The organism is Catenulispora sp. EB89 (genome assembly GCF_041261445.1).
Classification (GTDB): Bacteria; Actinomycetota; Actinomycetes; order Streptomycetales; family Catenulisporaceae; genus Catenulispora.
The window spans coordinates 183,961-204,572 of sequence record NZ_JBGCCU010000002.1 but is presented as its reverse complement, the minus strand read 5'-3'; the positions used below and the strand labels follow the sequence as shown (position 1 = coordinate 204,572).

Annotated in this window: 17 protein-coding genes and 1 pseudogene; 11 read left to right on the top strand and 7 right to left on the bottom strand. The window is 71.3% G+C overall.

Features of this window, described 5'->3' with window-relative positions; all coding sequences use genetic code 11:
- Window positions 1–25 precede the first annotated feature (25 nt).
- The 3 genes from ABH920_RS04520 to ABH920_RS04510 all read left to right on the top strand — a co-directional run bounded on the left by ABH920_RS04520 (window position 26) and on the right by ABH920_RS04510 (window position 3,708).
- Window positions 26–1,456 carry a dipeptidase gene (locus ABH920_RS04520; protein ID WP_370347088.1) on the top strand — a complete coding sequence of 477 codons (1,431 nt, stop codon included), beginning with the start codon at window positions 26–28 and terminating at the stop codon, window positions 1,454–1,456.
- 32 nt (window positions 1,457–1,488) lie between these two features.
- Window positions 1,489–2,514 (top strand): NAD(+) diphosphatase, encoded by a 1,026-nt coding sequence (gene nudC, locus ABH920_RS04515; RefSeq protein WP_370347086.1) that lies wholly within the window; start codon window positions 1,489–1,491, stop codon window positions 2,512–2,514.
- 93 nt (window positions 2,515–2,607) lie between these two features.
- Window positions 2,608–3,708, top strand: coding sequence for a serine protease (locus tag ABH920_RS04510; protein WP_370347085.1), 1,101 nt, complete (start codon window positions 2,608–2,610; stop codon window positions 3,706–3,708).
- 23 nt (window positions 3,709–3,731) lie between these two features.
- Here ABH920_RS04510 and ABH920_RS04505 read toward each other — a convergent pair whose 3' ends face one another.
- Window positions 3,732–3,893, bottom strand: coding sequence for a hypothetical protein (locus ABH920_RS04505; RefSeq protein ID WP_370347083.1), 162 nt, complete (start codon window positions 3,891–3,893; stop codon window positions 3,732–3,734).
- A gap of 493 nt (window positions 3,894–4,386) precedes the next feature.
- Window positions 4,387–4,641: a mycoredoxin gene (locus tag ABH920_RS04500; RefSeq protein WP_370347081.1), complete on the bottom strand. Its 255-nt coding sequence runs from the start codon at window positions 4,639–4,641 to the stop codon at window positions 4,387–4,389.
- Between the two features lie 114 nt (window positions 4,642–4,755).
- On the opposite strand from ABH920_RS04500, the gene ABH920_RS04495 reads away from it, so the two are divergent.
- A complete protein-coding gene (locus tag ABH920_RS04495) occupies window positions 4,756–7,017 on the top strand; it encodes an ATP-dependent DNA helicase UvrD2 (protein WP_370347079.1) in 2,262 nt (753 codons plus the stop codon).
- Here the strand turns inward: ABH920_RS04495 and ABH920_RS04490 are convergent.
- Together ABH920_RS04490 and ABH920_RS04485 are read right to left on the bottom strand one after the other, a co-directional pair.
- Window positions 6,987–8,204: a hypothetical protein gene (locus tag ABH920_RS04490; protein ID WP_370347077.1), complete on the bottom strand. Its 1,218-nt coding sequence runs from the start codon at window positions 8,202–8,204 to the stop codon at window positions 6,987–6,989. The genes ABH920_RS04495 and ABH920_RS04490 overlap by 31 nt on opposite strands.
- Entirely contained in the window at window positions 8,201–9,469 is a 1,269-nt protein-coding gene (locus tag ABH920_RS04485; protein WP_370347075.1) for a hypothetical protein, read from the bottom strand. The genes ABH920_RS04490 and ABH920_RS04485 overlap by 4 nt, the downstream gene beginning before the upstream one ends.
- Before the next feature lie 410 nt (window positions 9,470–9,879).
- Here ABH920_RS04485 and ABH920_RS04480 point away from each other — a divergent pair, with 410 nt between their 5' ends.
- The 3 genes and pseudogenes from ABH920_RS04480 (at window position 9,880) to ABH920_RS04470 (ending at window position 11,159) form a co-directional block, all read left to right on the top strand.
- The gene (locus ABH920_RS04480) at window positions 9,880–10,329 is read left to right on the top strand and encodes a hypothetical protein (protein ID WP_370347072.1); all 450 of its coding nucleotides are present in this window, start codon (window positions 9,880–9,882) and stop codon (window positions 10,327–10,329) included.
- A gap of 183 nt (window positions 10,330–10,512) precedes the next feature.
- Window positions 10,513–10,773: pseudogene (locus ABH920_RS04475) on the top strand (WhiB family transcriptional regulator); the annotation flags it as partial.
- A 77-nt stretch (window positions 10,774–10,850) separates the two neighbouring features.
- Entirely contained in the window at window positions 10,851–11,159 is a 309-nt protein-coding gene (locus ABH920_RS04470; protein ID WP_370347070.1) for a hypothetical protein, read from the top strand.
- A 229-nt stretch (window positions 11,160–11,388) separates the two neighbouring features.
- Here ABH920_RS04470 and ABH920_RS04465 read toward each other — a convergent pair whose 3' ends face one another.
- Together ABH920_RS04465 and ABH920_RS04460 are read right to left on the bottom strand one after the other, a co-directional pair.
- Window positions 11,389–12,399, bottom strand: coding sequence for a phosphotransferase (locus tag ABH920_RS04465; protein ID WP_370347068.1), 1,011 nt, complete (start codon window positions 12,397–12,399; stop codon window positions 11,389–11,391).
- Between the two features lie 42 nt (window positions 12,400–12,441).
- Window positions 12,442–13,596: an Mrp/NBP35 family ATP-binding protein gene (locus tag ABH920_RS04460; protein WP_370347066.1), complete on the bottom strand. Its 1,155-nt coding sequence runs from the start codon at window positions 13,594–13,596 to the stop codon at window positions 12,442–12,444.
- A 237-nt stretch (window positions 13,597–13,833) separates the two neighbouring features.
- Between ABH920_RS04460 and serA the strand changes: the two genes are divergently transcribed.
- A complete protein-coding gene (gene serA / locus ABH920_RS04455; RefSeq protein ID WP_370347985.1) occupies window positions 13,834–15,426 on the top strand; it encodes a phosphoglycerate dehydrogenase in 1,593 nt (530 codons plus the stop codon).
- Between the two features lie 168 nt (window positions 15,427–15,594).
- Here serA and ABH920_RS04450 read toward each other — a convergent pair whose 3' ends face one another.
- Entirely contained in the window at window positions 15,595–16,425 is an 831-nt protein-coding gene (locus ABH920_RS04450) for a class I SAM-dependent methyltransferase (protein ID WP_370347064.1), read from the bottom strand.
- 433 nt (window positions 16,426–16,858) lie between these two features.
- On the opposite strand from ABH920_RS04450, the gene ABH920_RS04445 reads away from it, so the two are divergent.
- From ABH920_RS04445 to ABH920_RS04435, 3 genes are all read left to right on the top strand, one after another.
- Entirely contained in the window at window positions 16,859–17,935 is a 1,077-nt protein-coding gene (locus ABH920_RS04445) for a 3-isopropylmalate dehydrogenase (RefSeq protein ID WP_370347062.1), read from the top strand.
- Window positions 17,936–18,165: 230 nt separating this feature from the next.
- A complete protein-coding gene (locus ABH920_RS04440) occupies window positions 18,166–19,263 on the top strand; it encodes a branched-chain amino acid aminotransferase (RefSeq protein ID WP_370347060.1) in 1,098 nt (365 codons plus the stop codon).
- A gap of 78 nt (window positions 19,264–19,341) precedes the next feature.
- Window positions 19,342–20,604: an MFS transporter gene (locus ABH920_RS04435; protein WP_370347058.1), complete on the top strand. Its 1,263-nt coding sequence runs from the start codon at window positions 19,342–19,344 to the stop codon at window positions 20,602–20,604.
- Window positions 20,605–20,612 lie beyond the last annotated feature (8 nt).

Sequence of the window (20,612 nt, the reverse complement as noted above, 5' to 3'; positions counted from 1 at the left end):
TCCGGGGCAGGAGTAAGGTGCAGGCATGACTTCTGCCTCGGACAAAGCCGTCCGTCCGTATGTAGCCGAGCACGCCGACGAGTTCTTCGCCGAGCTCAATGAATGGCTGCGCATCCCTTCCATCTCCTCGGATCCGGAGAGCGCGCCGGAGGTGCGGCGGTCGGCGGAGTGGCTGGCGGCGAAGTTGCGGGAAATCGGTTTTCCGACCGTTGAGATCTGGGAGACCGCCGGTGGCAAGGGGCTGCCGACCGTCTTCGCCGAGTGGCCGTCCGGCGACGCCGGCGCGCCGACCGTCGCCGTCTACGGCCACCACGACGTGCAGCCGGTGACGCCGCTGGAGCTGTGGGACACCCCGCCGTTCGAGCCGACGGTCAAGGGGGACCGCCTCTACGCGCGCGGTGCCGCCGACGACAAGGGGCAGCTGGCCTTCCACCTGCTCGGTCTGCGGGCGCACCTGGCCGTGACCGGGCGGACCGCGCCGGCGGTGAACCTGAAGATCATCGCCGAGGGCGAGGAGGAGTCGGGTTCGCCGAACTTCCGCGCGTTGCTGGAGGACAAGCGGGACCGCGTGAAGGCGGACGTCGTCGTGGTCTCCGACACCGGCATGTGGGACCGCGAGACGCCGTCCACCTGCACCGGCATGCGGGGCATGATCACCGGCCAGATCGACCTGCGGGGCCCGGCCAACGACGTGCACTCCGGCTCGTTCGGCGGCGCGATCCCGAACCCGCTGACCGAGCTGGTGCGCCTGCTGGGCCGGGTGCACGACGACGACAAGCGCGTGGTGATCCCCGGGTTCTACGACGGCGTCGTCGAGCTCACCGAGACCGACCGCGAGATGTTCGCCAAGCTCCCCTTCGACGAGCAGGCCTGGCTGGGCAACGCCAAGTCCGCCGCGACTGCCGGCGAGGCCGGGTTCACCACGCTGGAGCGGGTCTGGGCACGGCCGACGTTCGAGCTGAACGGCTTCTGGGGCGGCCACACCGGCCCCGGCCACAAGACCATCGTGCCGTCCGCGGCGCACGCCAAGATCTCGATGCGCCTCGTCGCCGGCCAGGAGCCGCTGGACGTCGCGAAGAAGTTCGAGGACTGGTTCTACGCCAACATCCCGGCCGGCCTCACCGGCGCGCACCACTGGGAGTCCGACGGCGTGAAGCCCTGCATGACCCCGCTGGACCACCCGGCCGTGCAGGCGATCACCCGCTCCATGGGCAAGGCCTTCGGCGAGCCCGACGACCCGCGCGAGGTGCTCTTCACCCGCGAGGGCGGCTCCGGCCCGGAGGCTGACCTGCAGGAAGTCATCGAGGCGCCGGTGGTGTTCCTCGGGGTGTCGCTGCCTTCGGACGGCTGGCACTCGCCGAACGAGAGCATGACGATTCCGCTGCTGCTCAAGGGCGCCGAGGCGGCCGCCTACCTGTGGTCGGACTTGGCCGAGGCGTCGGACGAGAAGCGCTGACGGCGGCCGGGACGGTTCGGGGAGGACGCACGATGAGCGGCCAGACACGGTTCTTCGAAGGCGAGCTCGGCCGGATGCTCCTGGCGCGGTCGGTCGTCGACCGCGCCGGCGAGCGGCGCACCGACGACGATTGGCTGGCCGCGGCCTGGGCCGACCCGGGCACCCGGGTGTTCGCGGTCGACGACAGCCGGGCCGAGGCGGTCCTGGACCCGGAAGCGGGTCTGGTCTTCCACCCCGGCGCGGTCTTCGACGCGCTCTACCCGGACGCCCAGCGCTACTTCCTCGGGCTGGACGACGAGGACGTCGCCTACTTCGCGGTCAGCGTCGGCACGCCCGGCCCGGACGGCCTGCCGACGGCCTCCACCGCCGGCTCCGCCTCCACCCCGGGCGCGGCGCTGACCTCGCCGCGGCCGCCGGCCGCCGAGGAGGCGCCGGCGCTGGGCGACCTGCGGCACGTCCGCGAGGTCGCGGCGGCGCTGCCGGACCGCGACGGCGGCCTGCTGGCGCACGCCGTCGGCCTGGACAACTGGCACCGCACGCACAGCTTCTGCGGCGTGTGCGGGCACCGGACGCGCGTGACCTACGCCGGCTCGGTCCGCAAGTGCGACCACTGCGGCACCGAGCACTACCCGCGCACGGACCCGGCCGTCATCATGGCCGTCACCGACCCGGACGACCGGCTGCTGCTGGCCCGGAACGCGTCGTGGCCGCCGAACCGGGCCTCGGTGCTGGCGGGCTTCGTCGAGCCCGGAGAGACGCTGGAGGCGGCGGTCGCGCGCGAGTGCGCGGAGGAGGCCGGACTGCGCATCACCTCGGTGCGCTACCTCGGCAGCCAGCCCTGGCCGCTGCCGCGCTCCCTGATGCTCGGCTTCACCGCCACCGTCGAGGACCCCACGCTGCACCTGGACGGCGCCGAACTCGACTGGGCCAAGTGGTACTCGCGAGCGGAGCTGAAGGAGGCCGTCAACACCGGTGAACTCCTGATGCTGCCTACCGAGATCTCGATCGCGCGCCGCCTGGTCGACCACTGGTACGGCGGCGATCCGGTCGCGTCCTGAGCTTCCACCCTCATCGGATTCGCCGGCGACTCAGGCTTCTTTTAGAGAACCATTGGTAGTGTCGTCGGCGTTGAAGGGAGGGGAGGCGACGCCATGCTGATACGCCCACGCGGGGGCCGGGTGATCAAGAGCCGAGTGCTGTCGACGCTGGTCGCACTGACGACCGTGGCATCGTTGACCGCCGCCTGCTCCAGCTCGGGGGTCATCGGGGAGTCGTCCGCCACCGGGGATTTCGGCAAGGACTTCGTCGGCTCGGTGCTCAGCCCGAACGCGCCGTCCGCGGCCGGCGGCGCCCATCAGGGCAAGGACGGCGGACTGACCGGACAGCAGTCGCTGCCCTCGTTCGACAACGCCCCGCTGCCGCAGCCGATCACGGCGCACCAGCTGCCGGGCCCGTACACCACGCCCAGCGGCGCGGTGACCGGCAAGCTCTTCTTCTACCGGCAGGGCGACGCCAACTCCGGGAACTACTACGTGTGCTCCGGCACCGTGATCAAGAGCCAGAACGCCAGCCTGGTGTGGACCGCGGGGCACTGCGTCCACGACGGCAAGGGCGGGACCTGGCACCTGGACATGGTGTTCGTCCCGGCCTTCGACAACGCCGACGGCGACCCGAACGTCGACCCCAGCGACCTGTCGGCGTACGCCCCGCTCGGCACCTTCCCGGCGGTCCACGTCTGGACCTCGCCGGAGTGGGTCAAGACCGGCGACGAGCACGGCGGCGACCTGGCGCACGACTACGCGGTGATCGAGGTCGGCCGCAACAGCGACGGCCAGACCCTGGACTCGGCGGTGGAGTCGGCAGGCGCGAAGCCGGTGCCGATGTGGTTCAACGCCCCGACCGCGCAGGGCAAGACACCGCCGATCTCGATCCGCGGCTATCCGGCGGCGCAGCCCTTCAACGGGATGTCGCAGTGGGGATGCACGGCCGACTCGGTGCAACTGCTGAACGTCACCGAACTCGGGCCGCAGGCGAAGGAGTACCGCGCCGGCTGCGATCTCACCGGCGGCGCTTCGGGCGGCGGCTGGTTCGCCCGGGCGCCGGGGCAGGCTGCGGGCGAGATGTCGTTGGTGACCAACACGTCCGTCGGCAGCGCGCACAACGCGCACAGCGGGAACTGGCTCGCCGGGCCGTATCTGGACGCGAGTGCGAAGCAGCTCTACAACATCGCGAACGGGTCGCCGGCGCCCTGAGGCGGGGCCTGAAGGCTGTGCGGCTAGCGGCCGTTGCTCCCGCTGCTGTTGCCTCCGCTGCTGCTCGAGGCCGCATGCCCACTCGTCGTCGTCGCCGGACACACCGGCCCTGACGCATGCGTGTGCGTGGTCACCGCGATGCCCACGACGATGAGGGCGAGAAAGACGCCTGCTGTCTTGGTCATGACTCCAGGTGTAGTCGCGGGGTGACCGGCTCGTCACGCAGAGTCCGCATATCCCACCCGAAGGTGGTCGACCCTTCCACCCGCGTTCCACCCCGGAGTCAACCCGTGGGTTGACGCTGCTCGCGGCGACGCTCGGTAACTTCGCAGACGAACCCGAGAACGGGGACGTCAGCGCATCTTTGGAAGGCCTGGGAGGCCATCATGTTCATCGTTTTCATCATCCGCCGCCTGATACGCCTCTTCCGCAACGGCCAGCGGTAGCGAACCGGACAGACGCGAGCGTGATCGGGCACGCCGAAGCCTCCGGTCCGGCGGGACCGGAGGCTCGTCGCGCCGCAGCTCGTTGCCGGCCGGCGGCGCCGCCAAGGTCGGCAGCGTCAAGGTCGGCAGCGTCAGCGAGGCCAGCGTCTTGCCCGCGCCAGCGGCACGGACGCGACAAACCTCCGGTCCCGGGGACCGGAGGCTCGTCGCGGTGGTGGAACCGCGCGCCGGCTCAGAGCCCGGCAGCCGCCTTCACCTGGGCCAGCGAAGGATTCGTCATCGCGACCTTCTCCCCGCCCGGCGCCACGACCACGACGGTCGGGACGGTCTGGTTGCCGCCGTTGACGCTCATCACGTAGTCCGCGGCGTCCGGGACCTGCTCGATGTCGACCTCGGTGTATCCGATGCCCTCGCGCTCGAGCTGGCTCTTCAGCCGGCGGCAGTAACCGCACCAGGTCGTCGAGTACATCGTGATCTGGTCGTTCATCTTCCACTTCCTCATCGGCTGTCGGGAACATCCAGGGGGTGCAACCAGCGCGGGGGGCTGATTCTTCCGCATGGTCGCGTTCTGGGTGTCGGTGATGGATGCGAACATGGACGGATGCCGCAGACTCAATCCGGCTCCGGACCGGTTCCCGTCGCCGCGCTGCTCGACGCGCTCGATCCGGAGCAGCGTGCCGTGGTCGAGGCGCTGCACGGTCCGGTGTGCGTGCTGGCCGGGGCCGGGACCGGCAAGACGCGGGCCATCACGTACCGCATCGCCTATGGCGTGGCGACCGGGGAGTACATCCCGAGCCAGGTGCTGGCGGTCACCTTCACGCAGCGGGCCGCCGGGGAGATGCGGGGGCGGCTGCGGCAGCTGGGCGCCGGGGGCGTGCAGGCGCGGACGTTCCACGCCGCGGCGCTGCGGCAGCTCCAGTACTTCTGGCCCAAGGCCGTCGGGGGGCCGAATCCGCAGCTGATCGACTCCAAGATCCCGCTGGTCTCCGAGGCGGTGCGGCGGCTGCGGCTGAACGCCGAGCGTGCCGAGCTGCGGGACCTGGCCGGGGAGATCGAGTGGGCCAAGTCGACGCAGGTGGTGGCCGACGACTATGCCGCGGCCGCGGCCAAGGCGCTGCGGACGCCGCCGCGCGACGCCGCCGAGGTGGCCAAGGTCTACGCCGAGTACGAGAGCGCCAAGCGGGACCGCAACGCCATCGACTTCGAGGACGTGCTCCTGCTCACCATCGGGATCATGGAGGAGCGCCCGGACATCGCCGCGACCGTGCGGAACCAGTACCGCTTCTTCACCGTCGACGAGTACCAGGACGTCAACCCCCTGCAACAGCGCCTGCTGGACTGCTGGCTGGGGGACCGGGCCGACGTGTGCGTGGTCGGCGACGCCAGCCAGACCATCTACTCCTTCACCGGCGCCGACCCGCGCTACCTGCTGGACTTCGCCGACCGCTTCGACGACCCGACCATGGTCAAGCTGGTCCGCGACTACCGCTCCACGCCGCAGGTCGTCGCGCTGGCCAACGCCCTGCTGGACCGGGCCGAGGGCCGGGCCGCCAAGGCCCGGGTCCAGCTGATCGCGCAGCGGGCCGACGGGCCGCGGCCGAAGTTCGCCGAGCACCCCGACGCCGAGACCGAGGCGCGCGAGGTGGCGCGGGAGATCAAGAAGCTGGTGGACGCCGGCGTCCGGCTCTCCGAGATCGCCGTGCTCTACCGGATCAACGCGCAGTCCGAGGAGTACGAGCAGGCGCTCAGCGACGCCGGCGTGCCCTACATACTGCGCGGCGTCGAGCGCTTCTTCGAGCGCCCCGAGGTCCGCGAGGCGATCCAGGTCTGGCTGCGCGGGGCCGCCAAGGCCCGGTCCGACCACGCCTCCGACACGCTGCCGGGGCGGTCCGGGCCGGACGGCGCGCCGGACGACGACGAGGGCGGCGACCTGGCCTCCGAGGTCCGCGCCATCTTCTCCAGCCACGGCTGGACCCCGCTGGCGCCCAAGGGCGCCGGGCGCCTGCGCGACCGCTGGGAGTCGCTGGCCGCGCTGGTGGCCCTGGCTGAGGAGTACGGCCGCACGCATCCGGACGCCGGCCTCGACCGGTTCAGCGCCGAGCTGCGCGAGCGCGCCGACGCCCAGCACGCGCCGACCGTCGAGGGCGTGACGCTGTCCACCTTCCACGCCGCCAAGGGCCTGGAATGGGACGCGGTCTTCCTGGTCGGCATGACCGAGGGCATGATGCCGATCACCTACGCCGAGACCCCGGAGCAGATCGAGGAGGAGCGGCGGCTGCTCTATGTCGGGGTCACCCGGGCCCGGGAGCGGCTGTTCCTGTCCTGGTCGCTTGCGCGCTCGCCGGGCGGCCGGGCCTCGCGCAGTCCCTCGCGCTTCCTGGACGGCCTGCGCGGCGGCGTGGGGCGCGACACCCGGGAGGGCGCGGCGGGCGGCGTCATAAGGGGCGGCGGCTCAGCGCGGCGGCGAGGTTCCGGCGGCTCCGGCGGTTCGAGCGACGCCGAGGACCGGCCCTCGCGCCGGATCGTCGAACCGATCACCTGCCGGGTGTGTCACAAGTCCCTGATCGACCCGGCCGAGCGCAAGATCGGCCGCTGCGAGACCTGCCCCAGCGACCTGAGCCCGGAGCTGTACGAGGCGCTGCGGGAATGGCGCTCGGGGCAGGCGAAGCAGCAGAAGCTGCCCGCCTACTGCATCTTCACCGACGCCACGCTGACCGCGATCGGCGAGACCCGGCCGGCCACGCCCGCCGCGCTGACCCGGATCGCCGGAGTCGGCAAGGCGAAGGCGGACCGCTACGGCGAGGAGGTGCTGGGGCTCATCGAGAGCCACGGTCACAGCATGGGGCAGACCGCCGCCAGCTGAGTCAGCAGCGTGGACTGCAGGTCGGCGGTGCCCGGCGTGACCCCGTCGAAGACCGCCTGGGCCGTGATGGAAAGCGGCGTCGGGGTGGTCTGGAACCGCGGGTCGACCGGCTGCAGCCCGATCGGCGTGGCCGCGTTCAGCGCCTCCGGGGCCTGCGTGGCGCCGCCCCGGACGGCCAGGTAGGTGCCGAACGCGTCGCAGTCGGTGATCCGGTCCGTGACGTTCACGTCCAGGCCCTGGCTCCCGATCTGCTCCGGACCGGCCAGGTCGGTCTGCGCGCTCACGCCGGGGACGGCCGGCGGCTTCGCCAGCACCACCGCCATCTGCGCGGCGTCGGGGCTGTTGTCGATGTGCAGGGTGTAGCCCACCACGGGGTTGCGCTGGCTCGCGTCGCCGGGGCTCGCCGTGGCGCTCACCCGGGGCGGGATCATGGTCAGCACGTCGCCGCAGAGCTGGTAGAAACTGCTGGTCGAGGTGGTGCTGAAGCCGTCCACCTCGGTGAAGACGCCGTTCGACGCCAGCGGGAGGGCGCTGGGGTGCCCGGCGTCGAAGGCCAGCGGCAGGGAGGTCGGGGCGCCGGCGGCCTTGCCGTCCGCAGCCGGGGTGCGCACGGTCAGCGTCACGCCCGAGGGGTACCGCGGCAGGTCCGCGGCGGTGCAGTGCACGGCGACGCGGCTGGTCAGGGACTCCGAGTCGCCGGGGGCGAGGGTCGTGGCCGGCGCGGCGGCGACCACGTCGACCCCGGGTACCGCGATCCCGACGGCGGTGACCTGCAACGGCTTCGCGCCGTCGTTGCGCACCGCGACGGTGAAGTCGGCGGACAGCGGGGTCTGGAAGGTGCCGGGCGCGCCGATGTCCTGGGAGATGTCCCCGCCGAAGTTCATGCTGGCGCCGCCGCCCAGCAGGTGCAGCAGGACCCGGTCCTGGGTGCGGGTCTGGGCGTGGTCGAGGTCGCGGCTGTGCACCGCCACGCCGGTCGCGCCGGCGCCGGCCGCTATCGCGACCGCGAGCAGGGCGGCCAGGCCCAGACGGCGCCGGCGGTCCGGGTCGATCTCTTCCCCGGCGCCCAGCGGGGTGCGCTCGCGCAGCCGGTGCAGGGCGGAGGCCAGGCGGTGCGGGGGTGCCGCGACGGCCGGGCCGGCCGGCGGGTCGAGGAGTTCGTCCTCGGACTCGATCAGATCGGTCATGGGCACGCCGCCTTCTCCTGCTGGACGATGTCCGCGGCCAGCCGCAGCGAGCCGGACAGCGCCTGGTCTATGAACACCGGCTGCGGCGGGCTGCCGTTCAGGTCGTCCACTTCGAGCATGGTCTCGCCGAGCACCGAGACGCCGGCCAGGACGCTGGTGCAGTTGTGGATGTCGATCGTCAGCTGGGCCGGCGCGCTCGCGCCGGCGGCGAGCTTGAGGGGCGAGGGGAGCCAGTCGGTGCGCAGCTGGTTGTCGTCCAGGAAGGACACGTCGGCGCGCTTGGTCAGGGTCACGGCGTGGTTGCTGGTGTTCTTCACCGTGAAGTCGAGCACGAACACCCCGTCGGATGTGGGGGAATGGACCTTGACGTAGGTGAAGGCGACGTCGGTCGTGAACCGCGCGGTGCCGCCGAGGGCCAGGCGCTGGGCGCGGTCGGCCGTGAACTGGCTGCAGGCCCCGGCGTCGGCGGAGACGATCTGCGGGCCGGCCGTGCTGCCGGGCCTGGTGAACGTCATCAGCCCGCTGTTCGCGGACGGCGGGGCGGACGTGGCGACCCGGGTCGGCAGGGTCAGGGAGCGCAGGTCGCCGTCGCCGTCGCGGACCGCGACGTGCAGCGCCGGGAACGCCAGCGAGGGCCCGCCCCCGGTGCCGGCGGTGTCGCCGAACATCCCGGTCTGCTGGGCCATGAGCACCATCGGGCAGAACAGCTTGGCGGTGAGCGCGACCCTGGCGGTGCCGCCGCCGGGGATCCGGGGCGAGCCGCCGACCGGCTTCCAGGCGGTGCTGGTCATCAGGGTTCCGGCGTCGACGCCCACGGAGTCCAGGGTCACCGCGTCCGGGCCGTTGTTGGCGATCTCGACGACGTACTGGCCGACCGCGGAGGAGTCCTGGGAGTTGTAGGAGGCGGCCGCGGGGTCGCCGTTCACCACGGAGTCGACGGCCAGCGAGACCACCTCGGCGCGGTCGGCCGCGCCGGCGACGTTGTCGAACCAGGCGGTGCAGGCGCCGCCGATGCCGCAAGCCAGGACCACCGCCGCGGCGGTGGCCGCGATCTCGCGGCGCGAGCGGCGCAGCCGGCGGCCGCCCGCGCGGACGGCGGCCACGCGCTCCCGGAACGTCAGGCTCGGCTGCTTGGCCCCGGACTCGTCGGACGCGTCCGGGCCGTTCTCGTCGTCGATCCACTCGAAGACTTCTTCGCCGTCCTCGACCGGGCCGAAGACGTCATCGTCCTCCGGGTCGCCGACGGCACCGTGGTTCCTGTCCATCCCGCCCCTGTATCCCTCGCCCTTTAACGGTGGTGCGCCCCGTCGCCACTCATCCTCGCCCCATACTCGCCCATCTTCCTCCGAAGTTTTCCAGAAAGTTGGCGTGAAAGGGGTGACAGGCCCGTGCGGCTCTGACAGCATGGTCAGCGTCGAGGTTGGGGGCAACTGTGTCGACCATGGTGGGGGCCATCGGAGCCGAAAGTTCTGGCTCAAGGGCGTAACCGCAGGTCAAAAATAGTTTGCGGCCCTGTACGGGGATCACTTAACCTTCCGATGCGGGCGAGAGATCGCCCGGGCGCAGCACTGTGTGCGGCTCAACTGAACATCCCATCTGTAAGACGTGTGGTGCCGACTGCCAGCGGCTCCGTCCACACCAAGCGAAGTGAAGGAGGCGAATTTCGATGAGGTACATGACCGACGTTGTTGTCGACGACGTGCAGGCGATGACCCCTGCGCCGGTTTACCGCGCGTTCGAGGAGTTCGCCGCCGCTTGCCGCCTGGTGTCGGGGCAGGAGTGCTTCGGCTCGGCCGCCGCCGTCTGGCAGGTGGAGTCCGTCTCCGGTACCGGCCTGGCCGGTGCGGCCGGCTTCCTGGGGCTCGTCGCCCTGGGCGAAGGCCTGCTGGAGCGGCACGGCTATGTCGGTCAGCTGGGACAAGAGCGTCCGCGTCCGGCCTTCCAGCCGGCTCCGGCCCCCTTGACGGGCCGGGTCCTGGAGGACCCGCAGGCGCCGAACGGCAGCGGTATCGACGGCAGTGGCACCTCCGAGCGCGACTACGACGGCAACGACAGCAGCAAGGGCGACAACGGCTCCAAGCCGGTGAGCCACAGGGACTTCCGCACTTCCAGTCCACCTGGATGAAGAGAGTTATCTTCAGCCCGGCAGGACTTGAGGCCGCGGAATCCCGATAAGGGATCCGCGGCCTTCGTGTTTCCCAGCACGACAGTACGGCCCGTGACGGTGACCCCGGATCGGGAGCGGTACCGCAAGAGACCGGCCTGAAGAACTCAAGCCGGAAGAAACCGACTGACGAGGTGACTCACAGTGCAGAACGTGTTCGACACGGTCGTCGAGCAGACCGACACCACCCTGCCCTGCCGGGCTTACGACCCTGAGGTGTTCTTCGCCGAGACCCCGGCCGACGTCGAGTTCGCCAAGGCGATCTGCGTCGAGTGCCCGGTGAAGGCCGCCTGCCTGGCTGGCGCCCTCGAGCGCCGCGAGCCGTGGGGGGTCTGGGGCGGTGAGCTCTTCGTCCAGGGTGTGATCGTGGCCCGCAAGCGGCCGCGTGGGCGTCCCCGCAAGGACGCCGCCCTGGTCGAGGCCCAGATCGCCGTCGAGGCCGCCGCCGCGGTCGAGGCCGCCAAGAAGGTCGCGATCCCGGCATGAGCGTCCACGGTCTTCCGCGTCAGCGCATGCTGCAGAACCCCGGCCGCCGTGCCGCGAGCCCGCAGCAGGCCCAGCAGGACACGCAGTTCCAGCAGTACCCGAGACAGATTTCAGCGACCGCCGAGACCGGCGATCCCACAAGGAGTTTCAAGATGCTATTCCAATACGAAGAAGCCGCACGATACCGATCACAGGAGCTGCGCGACGAGGCTGACCGCCAGCGGCTGCTGCGAGAGGCGAGTCGTCTGCGCCGGGAGAGCGGGCGCCGTGCGCGCCGGACGCTCGCCGGGTTGTTCCTGAACTGACGGAGCACCGGTACCGGCGGCGCAGGCCGCGAAAACGGTTACCCGGCTGCCGGGGCGGGATCGGGGGTCCTTCCGGCGGTGCGGACACATGGCGAGAGCGGGTCTCAGGTTTCTGAGACCCGCTCTCGGGCTTTGTGGCGGCGGTTCGGCTTGCGGCAGAAGGATTTCGCGCGGCGGCGAGGCGCGCCAGACGCCCGATGCGAGGAGTCGGTGAGGAGAGGCGCTGCTGTCAGGGCCGCTTGGTCGGCAGAGGTCGCAGGCCCGGCCAGCGCTGGAGCATGGCTTCGCGCATCCGCTCGGCGAGCAGCGCCGTCTCGCGGAGTGGTCCGTCGCCGAGCCGGCCCACCACGCCGAGCCGGTAGGCGAGCCGGTCCCGGGCGCTGACCGTCCACAACTTCCAGTCCTCGACGGTCAGCCGCGCGAGGTGGTCCGCCGTCTCGCGGTGGGCGCGCTGGACCAGGGCGTCGCCGCGGATCGTCCAGCCCGCGCAGGCGTCGGCGAGTTCGTGCTCGTCGATCACGCGGCCGGTGGCCGCGGCGTAGGCCGCCTCGGCCTCGGCGATCAGCTCGGGCGGCTGCGCGGTCGCGCACCAGCAGGTCGGGAACGCGATGCGGAGGTAGGCCAGCTCGACGGTGCCGTCGCCGAGCGCGGCCTGCTCGAAGTCGACGAAGCGGACGCCGTCCGCGGTGTGCAGGTCGTTGGCCGGGCAGGGGTCGCCGTGGAGCAGGTCCCCGCGCGCGGAGCGGGCCGCGAGCCGGGTCAGCATGGCTTCCAGTTCGGTGCCGACTTCATCCGAAACCGGGATGCCGAGCCACGCGGCCAGCTTCAGGAACGCCTCGATGTCCGCGCTTGTCGGCCCGGACCAGGTCGGCAGATCGACGCCCTCGGTCGGTGTGCTGTGCAGGCGGCCCAGCGCCGAGGCGTAGCCGATGACCCAGTCCGCGGCGGGCTTTTGCTCCTCGATGGACTCCGTCACCAGCACGCGCTCGGCCGGATCGGTGCCGAGGAGCCGCGGCACCACCGCCGGCTGCACGACCGACGCGGCCTGAATCGCCGCGACCTCGTGGGCGTAGCGCTCCTCCGCACCGGGGCCGGCGACCAGCTGTTTGATCACCGCCGGCGTGCCATCCAGTCTTGCGCGCCAGACCTCTGAGCGCGGGCTGCTGGCGAGCGATCGCACCCGCTTCGGGCTGCCGAGCAGGGCGGTCAGTTCGTCGCCGAGAGGGGGTGCTGAGCGCATGCCTCATCGTGGCACGCGCTCAGTGTTCTGCGAGCTGCCGAACTACTTCCGCACCGGTGAGACGCCCAGCGACATCCCCACCAGCCCGCGGCTCCGGGTGGCGATCTTGTCCGCGATCCCGATCAGCACCTGCGCCGCCGGCGACTCCGGGGCCGAGACGGTCAGCGGCTGGCCGTTGTCGCCGCCCTCGCGCAGCCGCACGTCGATCGGGACCTGGCCGAGCACCGGGACCTTGGTGCCGGTGGCCCGGGTCAGGGCCTCGGCCACGGTTTCGCCGCCGCCGCTGCCGAAGACGTCCACCTGCTCGCCGCAGTGCGGGCAGGGCATCCAGGACATGTTCTCGATGACGCCGGTGATGCGCTGGCGGGTCTGCACGGCGATGGTGCCGGCGCGCTCGGCCACCTCGGCGGCGGCCTGCTGCGGGGTGGTGACCACCAGGATCTCCGCGTTCGGGACCAGCTGGGCCACCGAGATGGCGATGTCGCCGGTGCCCGGGGGCAGGTCCAGCAGCAGCACGTCCAGGTCGCCCCAGTAGACGTCGCCCAGGAACTGCTGGATCGCGCGGTGCAGCATCGGGCCGCGCCAGACCACCGGGGAGTTGCCCGGGGTGAACATGCCGATGGAGATGACCTTCACGCCCGAGGGCGCGGTCGGCGCCAGGATCATGTCGTCGATCGGGGTCGGGGGCTCGGTCACGCCGAGCATGCGCGGGATCGAGTGGCCGTAGATGTCGGCGTCCACGACGCCGACCTTCAGGCCCTTCGCGACCAGCGCCGCGGCCAGGTTCACGGTGACCGAGGACTTGCCGACGCCGCCCTTGCCGGAGGCGATCGCGTAGACCCGGGTCAGGCTGCCGGGCTGGGCGAACGGGATCTCCCGGTCGACCTGGCCGCCGCGCAGCTTGGTCTTGAGCGCGTCGCGCTGCTCCGAGCTCATCACGTCCAGCTCGACCTCGACCGCGGTGACGCCGTCGATCGCGCCGACCTCGCGCTTGATGTCGTTGGTCAGCCGGTCCTTCATCGGACAGCCGGCGACCGTGAGGAAGATGGCCACCTGGACGGCGCCGTCGGCGGCGACGTGGACCTCTTTCACCATGTCCAGCTCGGTGATGGAGCGGTGGATCTCAGGGTCCTGGACCTTCGAGAGCGCCTTGTGGATGGCGTCCTCGGTGATCCCGTGCTCGACGGTGATACTCATGCACACGATGCTACGTCTTCCCCGCACGGTGACGGAGGCCGCCTTGTATGCGCTGCGTCACGCACCACACTCCAACTTGTACAACCGACACCGCGTCTCATTACGCGGCGACAGACGTGAGACGCACCACCCAAGGGCTATATTGAATCGCGTACAGCCCACATCACAGCGTCGTGGAATCCGGGCGAATTCACTCCTGACCTGCGAGAAGGAAGAGCTGTCGTGACGAAGCCTGTGGTGTCCGAGAAACCCGTCGTCCTGATCGCCGAGGAACTGTCGCCGGCCACGGTCGACGCGCTCGGCCCCGATTTCGAGATCCGGCACTGCAACGGCGCCGACCGCGCCGAGCTGCTCGCCGCGCTGCCCGAGGCCGACGCCCTGCTGGTCCGCTCCGCGACCCAGGTGAACGCCGAGGCGCTGGCCGTGGCCGGCAAGCTGAAGGTGGTCGCCCGGGCCGGCGTCGGGCTGGACAACGTGGACGTCGGCGCCGCCACCAAGGCCGGCGTCATGGTGGTGAACGCCCCCACCTCGAACATCACCTCGGCCGCGGAGCTGGCCATCGCGCTGCTGCTGGCCACCGCGCGGCACATCCCCAAGGCCAACGCCTCGCTGAAGTCCGGCAAGTGGGAGCGCAGCAAGTTCACCGGCGTGGAGCTGGACGAGAAGGTCGTCGGCATCGTCGGCTTCGGCCGGATCGGGCAGCTGGTCGCGCAGCGGCTGGCGCCGTTCGGCGTGCGGCTGCTGGCCTACGACCCGTACGTGCAGCCGGCCCGGGCCGGGCAGCTCGGCGCGAAGGTCGTGAGCCTGGACGAGCTGCTGGCCGAGTCCGACTTCATCACCGTGCACCTGCCGAAGACGCCGGAGACCCTCGGGCTCATCGGCGAGGAGGCGCTGACCAAGGTGAAGCCGGGCGTGCGGATCATCAACGCGGCCCGCGGCGGCATCGTGGACGAGGCCGCGCTGGCCATCGCGATCAAGGAGGGCCGGGTCGGCGGCGCCGGCGTGGACGTGTTCGTCACCGAGCCGTGCACCGAGTCCCCGCTGTTCGACCTGGACCAGGTCGTCGTGACCCCGCACCTGGGCGCCTCGACGGACGAGGCCCAGGAGAAGGCCGGCATCGCGGTGGCCAAGTCGGTGCGCCTGGCGCTGGCCGGCGAGCTGGTCCCGGACGCGGTGAACGTGCAGGGCGGCACCATCGCCGAGGACGTGCGCCCCGGCCTGCCGCTGGCCGAGCGCCTGGGCCGGGTGTTCACCGCCCTGGCCGGCGCCGCGCCGACCCAGCTGGACGTGATCGTCCGCGGCGAGATCACCCAGCACGACGTGAAGGTGCTGGAGCTGGCCGCGCTCAAGGGCGTGTTCGCCGACGTGGTCGAGCACTCGGTGTCCTACGTGAACGCCCCGCTGCTGGCCACCGAGCGCGGCATGGAGGTGCGCCTGACCACCAGCTCGGACAGCCCGGACTACCGCAACATGACCACGGTCCGCGGCGTCCTGGCCGACGGCTCGGTGGTGTCGGTGTCGGGGACCGTCACCGGCCCGCGCCTGGTGGAGAAGATCGTCGAGGTCGACGACTTCCAGCTCGACGTCACCATCGCCGAGCACCTGCTCTTCCTGCGCTACACCGACCGTCCCGGCGTGGTCGGCCAGCTCGGCGGGGTCCTGGGCGCCGCGGGCATCAACATCGGCGGCATGCAGGTCGCCCGCGCCGCCAAGGGCGGCGAGGCGCTGGTCGCGCTGACCGTCGACTCGGTGGTGCCGGCCGGGCTGCTGGAGGAGATCAAGGCGGCCATCGGCGCGACGGCGGTGCACAGCATCTCGCTGGAGAACTGAGCGGGGCCGGCGGGAGCCGGTGAATGAGAATGCTGCGACGGGCGGTTCCGGGATTCCGGAGCCGCCCGTCGGCGTGCCGGGCCGCACCGGCCGCGCGAGCACGAGCCGGGACAACCCTTTTGCCTGGCTTGCCGACGTGCCCCGGCGGTGGCGCCGCCGCGCGGATCGCTACTCCGGCAGCCGGCCCCAGGCCGTGATGTGCGTCAGCGACAGGTCCACCACCTCGGGATCCTGCAACAGCCGCCGCGCCTCCCGGTACACCGCCTCGTCCAGCTCCATCCGCGGCCACAGCTGGTCCCAGGTCCGCAGCCAGAACTCGTTCGCCGCGGCGCCCGCGCGCAGCGCCGGGGTCGCGGCGTCCACGCCGATGTCGGTCAGGCCCAGGTCGCGCAGCCGGCCCGGGTAGTCGCGGGCGAAGTGGAAGTCGGTGCCGATGGTGGTGTTCAGCATGCGGCGCATCGCGGTGAAGGTCTGGCGGAGCGCCTGGTGCGCCGAGGAGTGGGTGGCGAAGTCCACGTCGTCGCCGACCATCAGCCAGCCGCCGGGGCGGACCCAGGAGGCCAGGCGGGCCAGCAGGGCGGTGCGCTGCGGGGTGTGCATCAGCATGGTGCGACAGTGCACGAGGTCGTACCGGCCCGGCTCGGCGTCCAGGGCGTCGGCCTCCAGGTCTTCGAGGTTCGAGGGGTTCGCGGAGTAGTGCAGCATCCGCGTGCTGCGGTCCAGGGCCGTCACGGTGCCCTCCGGGGCCACGGCGGCGGCCAGCCAACGGGCCACGGAGCCGAGGCCCGTGCCGACGTCCAGACACCGCCATCCGGGGGACACGCCGAGGGCCTTCAGGCAGCGGAAGGTGTGGTCGTCGTACATCGCCGCGAGGGCCGACAGGCGGGGGATCTCCGTGGTCAGGCGCTCCGGGCGGAAGAGGCGGTCGCCGTAGCGCTCGCGGGGCTGTTCGGGCTGGTGCGCGCGGGTTCCGTGGCGGTGCGCGGGGGCCTGGCTCATAGCTCCTGATTCTTCGCCCGCGGGGCGGAAGCGGCACTCGGACGGCGAACGGGGACGGAGTGGGGCGCTTCGCGGTGGTCTCACATCGTAAGAACATCCGCCCGCGACGCAGACAAGATTTAGTCGGATGTCCTAGTGTTTTCCTTGCGCCGCAGGCCACCCTTACCGCGGTAGTCGATTCTCAGCAGTACTCCGGCACCCCTTCGGAGTCGTCCTCCCCATTACGACGACAATTCCGCATCTCGAGTCTGTCTGGAGTCCGCCATGACCCGCACCCGCCGTCCCCGTCACACTTCCGCCGCGTCCTCCGAGGCGGCCGCGGCCGCCCGCGAGGCACTGCAGCAGGCGCTGGACCGGCGCAGCCGCTGAGGCCCGCTGTCCAGATAGCGAACGCTCGCAGCTTGCCCATCGAGACACGGTCTACCGTAGGACCATGACAGCACCCTCTTCCATCCGGCTGGCCGTGATCCCCGGCGACGGCATCGGCGTCGAGGTCACCGCCGAGGCCCTGAAGGTCCTGCAGGCCGCGCTGCCGCAGGACGTGAAGGTGGAGGGCACCGAGTACGACCTCGGGGCCCGCCGCTACCACGCCACCGGCGAGACGCTTCCGGACGAGGTGCTCGACGAGCTCAAGGGCTACGACGCGATCCTGCTCGGCGCGATCGGCGACCCGAGCGTGCCCTCCGGCGTGCTGGAGCGCGGGCTGCTGCTCAAGCTGCGCTTCGCGTTCGACCACCACGTCAACCTGCGGCCCTCGCGGCTGTTCCCGGGCGTACCGGGTCCGCTGAAGGAGCCCGGCGCGGTCGACTTCGTGGTGGTCCGCGAGGGCACCGAGGGTCCGTACACCGGCAACGGCGGGACCATCCGCAAGGGCACGGTGCACGAGGTGGCCACCGAGGTCAGCCTGAACACCGCCTACGGCGTCGAGCGCGTGGTGCGCGACGCCTTCGCCCGGGCCCAGGCCCGGCCGCGCAAGAAGCTGACGCTGGTCCACAAGACCAACGTGCTGGTCTTCGCCGGCTCTCTGTGGAGCCGGATCTTCACCGAGGTCGCCGCGGAGTTCCCCGAGGTGGCCACCGACTACCTGCACGTCGACGCCGCGACCATCTTCCTGGCCACCCAGCCGGAGCGGTTCGACGTGATCGTCACCGACAACCTGTTCGGCGACATCATCACCGACCTCGCCGCCGCCGTCACCGGCGGCATCGGGCTGGCGGCCTCCGGGAACCTGGACGTCACCGGCACGTTCCCGTCGATGTTCGAGCCCGTACACGGCTCGGCGCCGGACATCGCGGGGCAGGGCAAGGCGGATCCGACCGCCGCGGTGCTCTCCGCCGCCCTGCTCCTGGACCACCTCGGACGGACCAAGGCCAGCCCGGCCCTGTCCGAGTCCGCGCGCCGGATCGAGGCGGCCGTCGAGGCCGACCTCACCGAGCGCGCCACGCAGACCACGCCGCGGACGACCTCCGAGATCGGCGACGCGCTGGCGGCCAGGGCCGCCGGTTTGTAACACGCCGCTGTAACACATCCACACCCGGAGACCGGCCTGGCGGCAGCAGGATGCCAGGCCGGTTTGCGTCACGCCCGCGCCAGGGCGTGAACCGAGGTATGCCTCGACCCGCTCCTGAGGTACGGTCTCAGATAATGGGATTTTCCCTGGGAGGGGCGCTGCGAGCTGCGCACCTCGGCTGCACACCGGGCCAGAGCTGGCCGTCTAGGCCGTCAAGGAGGACGCGCGAGATGTCACTGACCATCGAACTTAAGCCGAGCAGCACCCCCAAGCCCGTTGAAGAGCGCGAGGCGCTGAAGGCGGTCGGCGGGTTCGGCCAGATCTTCTCCGACCACATGGTCACGATCCGCTACACCGAGGGCAAGGGCTGGCACGACGCCGTCCTGGCGGCCTACGGCCCGGTGAGCCTGGACCCGGCGGCCTCGGTCCTGCACTACGGCCAGGAGATCTTCGAGGGTCTGAAGGCGTTCCGGACCGACGACGGCCAGATCGTCTCCTTCCGCCCCGACGCCAACGCCGCGCGCTTCAACCGCAGCGCGGCCCGGATGGCGATGCCGGAGCTGCCCGAGGACCTGTTCCTGGCCGCCATCGACGCGCTGGTCAGCACCGACCGCGAGTGGGTGCCCGAGGGCGAGGGCCGCAGCCTGTACCTGCGCCCCTTCATGTTCGCCACGCAGGTCGGCCTCGGCGTGAACTCGCCGAGCAAGGAGTACCTGTTCATGCTGATCGCCGGTCCCGCCGGCTCCTACTTCGCCGGCGGCGTCAAGCCGGTGACGGTGTGGCTGTCCGAGGACTACGTGCGCGCGGTCAAGGGCGGTACCGGCGAGGCCAAGTGCGGCGGCAACTACGCGGCCAGCTTCCTGGCCCAGGCCCAGGCCGTGGAGCAGGGCTGCGACCAGGTGGTGTGGCTCGACGGCTTCGAGCACAAGTACGTCGAGGAGATGGGCAGCAACAACCTCTACTTCGTCTACGGCCAGGGCGCCGACGCGCGGCTGATGACGCCGGCGCTGACCGGTTCGCTGCTGCCCGGCATCACCCGCGACTCGCTCCTCAAGGTGGCCGCCGACCTCGGCATCCCGGCCGAGGAGGGGACCATCTCGGTCGAGCAGTGGCGCGACGGCGTGGCCTCCGGGGAGATCACCGAGGTGTTCGGCTGCGGCACCGCGGCCGTGGTGACGCCGCTGGGCAAGGTCAAGGGCAAGGACGGCGAGTTCACCATCGGGAACGGCGAGCCGGGCCCGGTGACGCTGAAGATCCGCGAGGCGCTGCTCGACATCCAGACCGGCAAGGCTCCGGACCTGCACCACTGGCTGCGCAAGATCGCCTAGTGGCGGGGTTTTCGCCGCTGTTCGGTTGAAACCGAGCGGGGCGCGCGAGAAGGTCGGGGAGTGACACAGCCTTTAAAGGTGACACAGACCCCGACCGACTCCGCGCCCCGCCGTTCGTTGTGGCGCCACCGCGACTTCCTGCTGCTGTGGGGCGGCCAGTCGGTCAGCGAGATCGGCAGCTCGGTCACCGTGCTGGCGCTGCCGTTGGCCGCCGTGGTGCTGCTGGACGCCAGCACCTTCCAGGTCGGCCTGCTCACCGCGATGAGCACGGTGCCGTTCCTGCTGGTCGCGCTGCCGGCCGGGGCCATGGTGGACCGGGCCGCGAAGCACCGGCTGATGATGTGGTGCGATCTGGGCCGGCTGCTGCTGATGGCCTCGGTGCCGCTGGCGACGCTGCCCGGGCTGCACCTGACCTACCTCCACCTGCTGATCGTCGCGCTGCTGGCCGGCGTGCTGACGGTGTTCTTCGACGTCGCCTACCAGAGCTACCTGCCGACCCTGCTGGAGCGGGAGGACCTGGTCGACGGCAATGGCAAGCTCGGCGTCACGCAGTCCTTCGCACAGTTCGCCGGGCCGTCGCTGGGCGGCGTGCTGGTCGGGGCGCTCGGCGCGGCGCGGGCGCTGGTCGCCGACGCGGCCAGCTACGGCCTGTCCGCGCTGTCGCTGCTGCTGATCCGGACGCCGGAGCAGCCGCCGCATCCCGGCCACAAGGAGCGCAGGATCCGGGACGACGTCAAGGAGGGCCTGCACTTCGTCCTCGGGCACCCGATCCTGCGCAAGGTCGTGGCCTGCACCGGCACCAGCAACCTGTTCAGCGCGATGATGCTGGCCGTGGAGATGCCCTTCATGGTCCGGGTGCTGCACCTCAAGGCGAGCGGCGTCGGCCTGCTGCTGACTCTGGCCGCGGTCGGCGGGATGGTCGGCGGCGTCGCCGCCGGGCCGTTGGCCAAGCGTTTCGGCAGCGCGCGGATCATCTGGCTGGCGCCGCTGGTGCTGGGGATCCCGGCGTTCCTGGCGCCGCTGGCGAGGCCTGGTTGGGCCGTGCTGCTCTACGGCGCCGGCCTGGCGTTCTTCGGGATGATGGCGGTCGTCTACAACGTCGCGCAGGTCTCCTACCGGCAGGCGATCACCCCGCACGCGCTGCTCGGGCGGATGAACGCCAGCGTCCGGTTCATCGTCTGGGGCACCATGCCGCTGGGCGCGCTGCTCGGCGGTGTGGTCGGCACCTGGCTCGGGCTGCGGCCCACGCTGTGGATCGCGGTGATCGGCAGTTACGTGGCCGTGGCCTGGGTGTTCTTCTCGCCGCTGCGCCACATGCGTGATGTGCCCGATCCCGCATGACGAGATGC

What these genes read in the sequence shown, in the direction of transcription:
- ABH920_RS04520 (WP_370347088.1), top strand. Translation starts at nt 26, where the DNA reads ATGACTTCTGCCTCGGACAAAGCCGTCCGTCCGTATGTAGCCGAGCAC.
- nudC (WP_370347086.1), top strand. Translation starts at nt 1,489, where the DNA reads ATGAGCGGCCAGACACGGTTCTTCGAAGGCGAGCTCGGCCGGATGCTC.
- ABH920_RS04510 (WP_370347085.1), top strand. Translation starts at nt 2,608, where the DNA reads ATGCTGATACGCCCACGCGGGGGCCGGGTGATCAAGAGCCGAGTGCTG.
- ABH920_RS04505 (WP_370347083.1), bottom strand. Translation starts at nt 3,893, where the DNA reads ATGACCAAGACAGCAGGCGTCTTTCTCGCCCTCATCGTCGTGGGCATC.
- ABH920_RS04500 (WP_370347081.1), bottom strand. Translation starts at nt 4,641, where the DNA reads ATGAACGACCAGATCACGATGTACTCGACGACCTGGTGCGGTTACTGC.
- ABH920_RS04495 (WP_370347079.1), top strand. Translation starts at nt 4,756, where the DNA reads ATGCCGCAGACTCAATCCGGCTCCGGACCGGTTCCCGTCGCCGCGCTG.
- ABH920_RS04490 (WP_370347077.1), bottom strand. Translation starts at nt 8,204, where the DNA reads ATGACCGATCTGATCGAGTCCGAGGACGAACTCCTCGACCCGCCGGCC.
- ABH920_RS04485 (WP_370347075.1), bottom strand. Translation starts at nt 9,469, where the DNA reads ATGGACAGGAACCACGGTGCCGTCGGCGACCCGGAGGACGATGACGTC.
- ABH920_RS04480 (WP_370347072.1), top strand. Translation starts at nt 9,880, where the DNA reads ATGACCGACGTTGTTGTCGACGACGTGCAGGCGATGACCCCTGCGCCG.
- ABH920_RS04470 (WP_370347070.1), top strand. Translation starts at nt 10,851, where the DNA reads ATGAGCGTCCACGGTCTTCCGCGTCAGCGCATGCTGCAGAACCCCGGC.
- ABH920_RS04465 (WP_370347068.1), bottom strand. Translation starts at nt 12,399, where the DNA reads ATGCGCTCAGCACCCCCTCTCGGCGACGAACTGACCGCCCTGCTCGGC.
- ABH920_RS04460 (WP_370347066.1), bottom strand. Translation starts at nt 13,596, where the DNA reads ATGAGTATCACCGTCGAGCACGGGATCACCGAGGACGCCATCCACAAG.
- ABH920_RS04450 (WP_370347064.1), bottom strand. Translation starts at nt 16,425, where the DNA reads ATGAGCCAGGCCCCCGCGCACCGCCACGGAACCCGCGCGCACCAGCCC.
- ABH920_RS04445 (WP_370347062.1), top strand. Translation starts at nt 16,859, where the DNA reads ATGACAGCACCCTCTTCCATCCGGCTGGCCGTGATCCCCGGCGACGGC.
- ABH920_RS04440 (WP_370347060.1), top strand. Translation starts at nt 18,166, where the DNA reads ATGTCACTGACCATCGAACTTAAGCCGAGCAGCACCCCCAAGCCCGTT.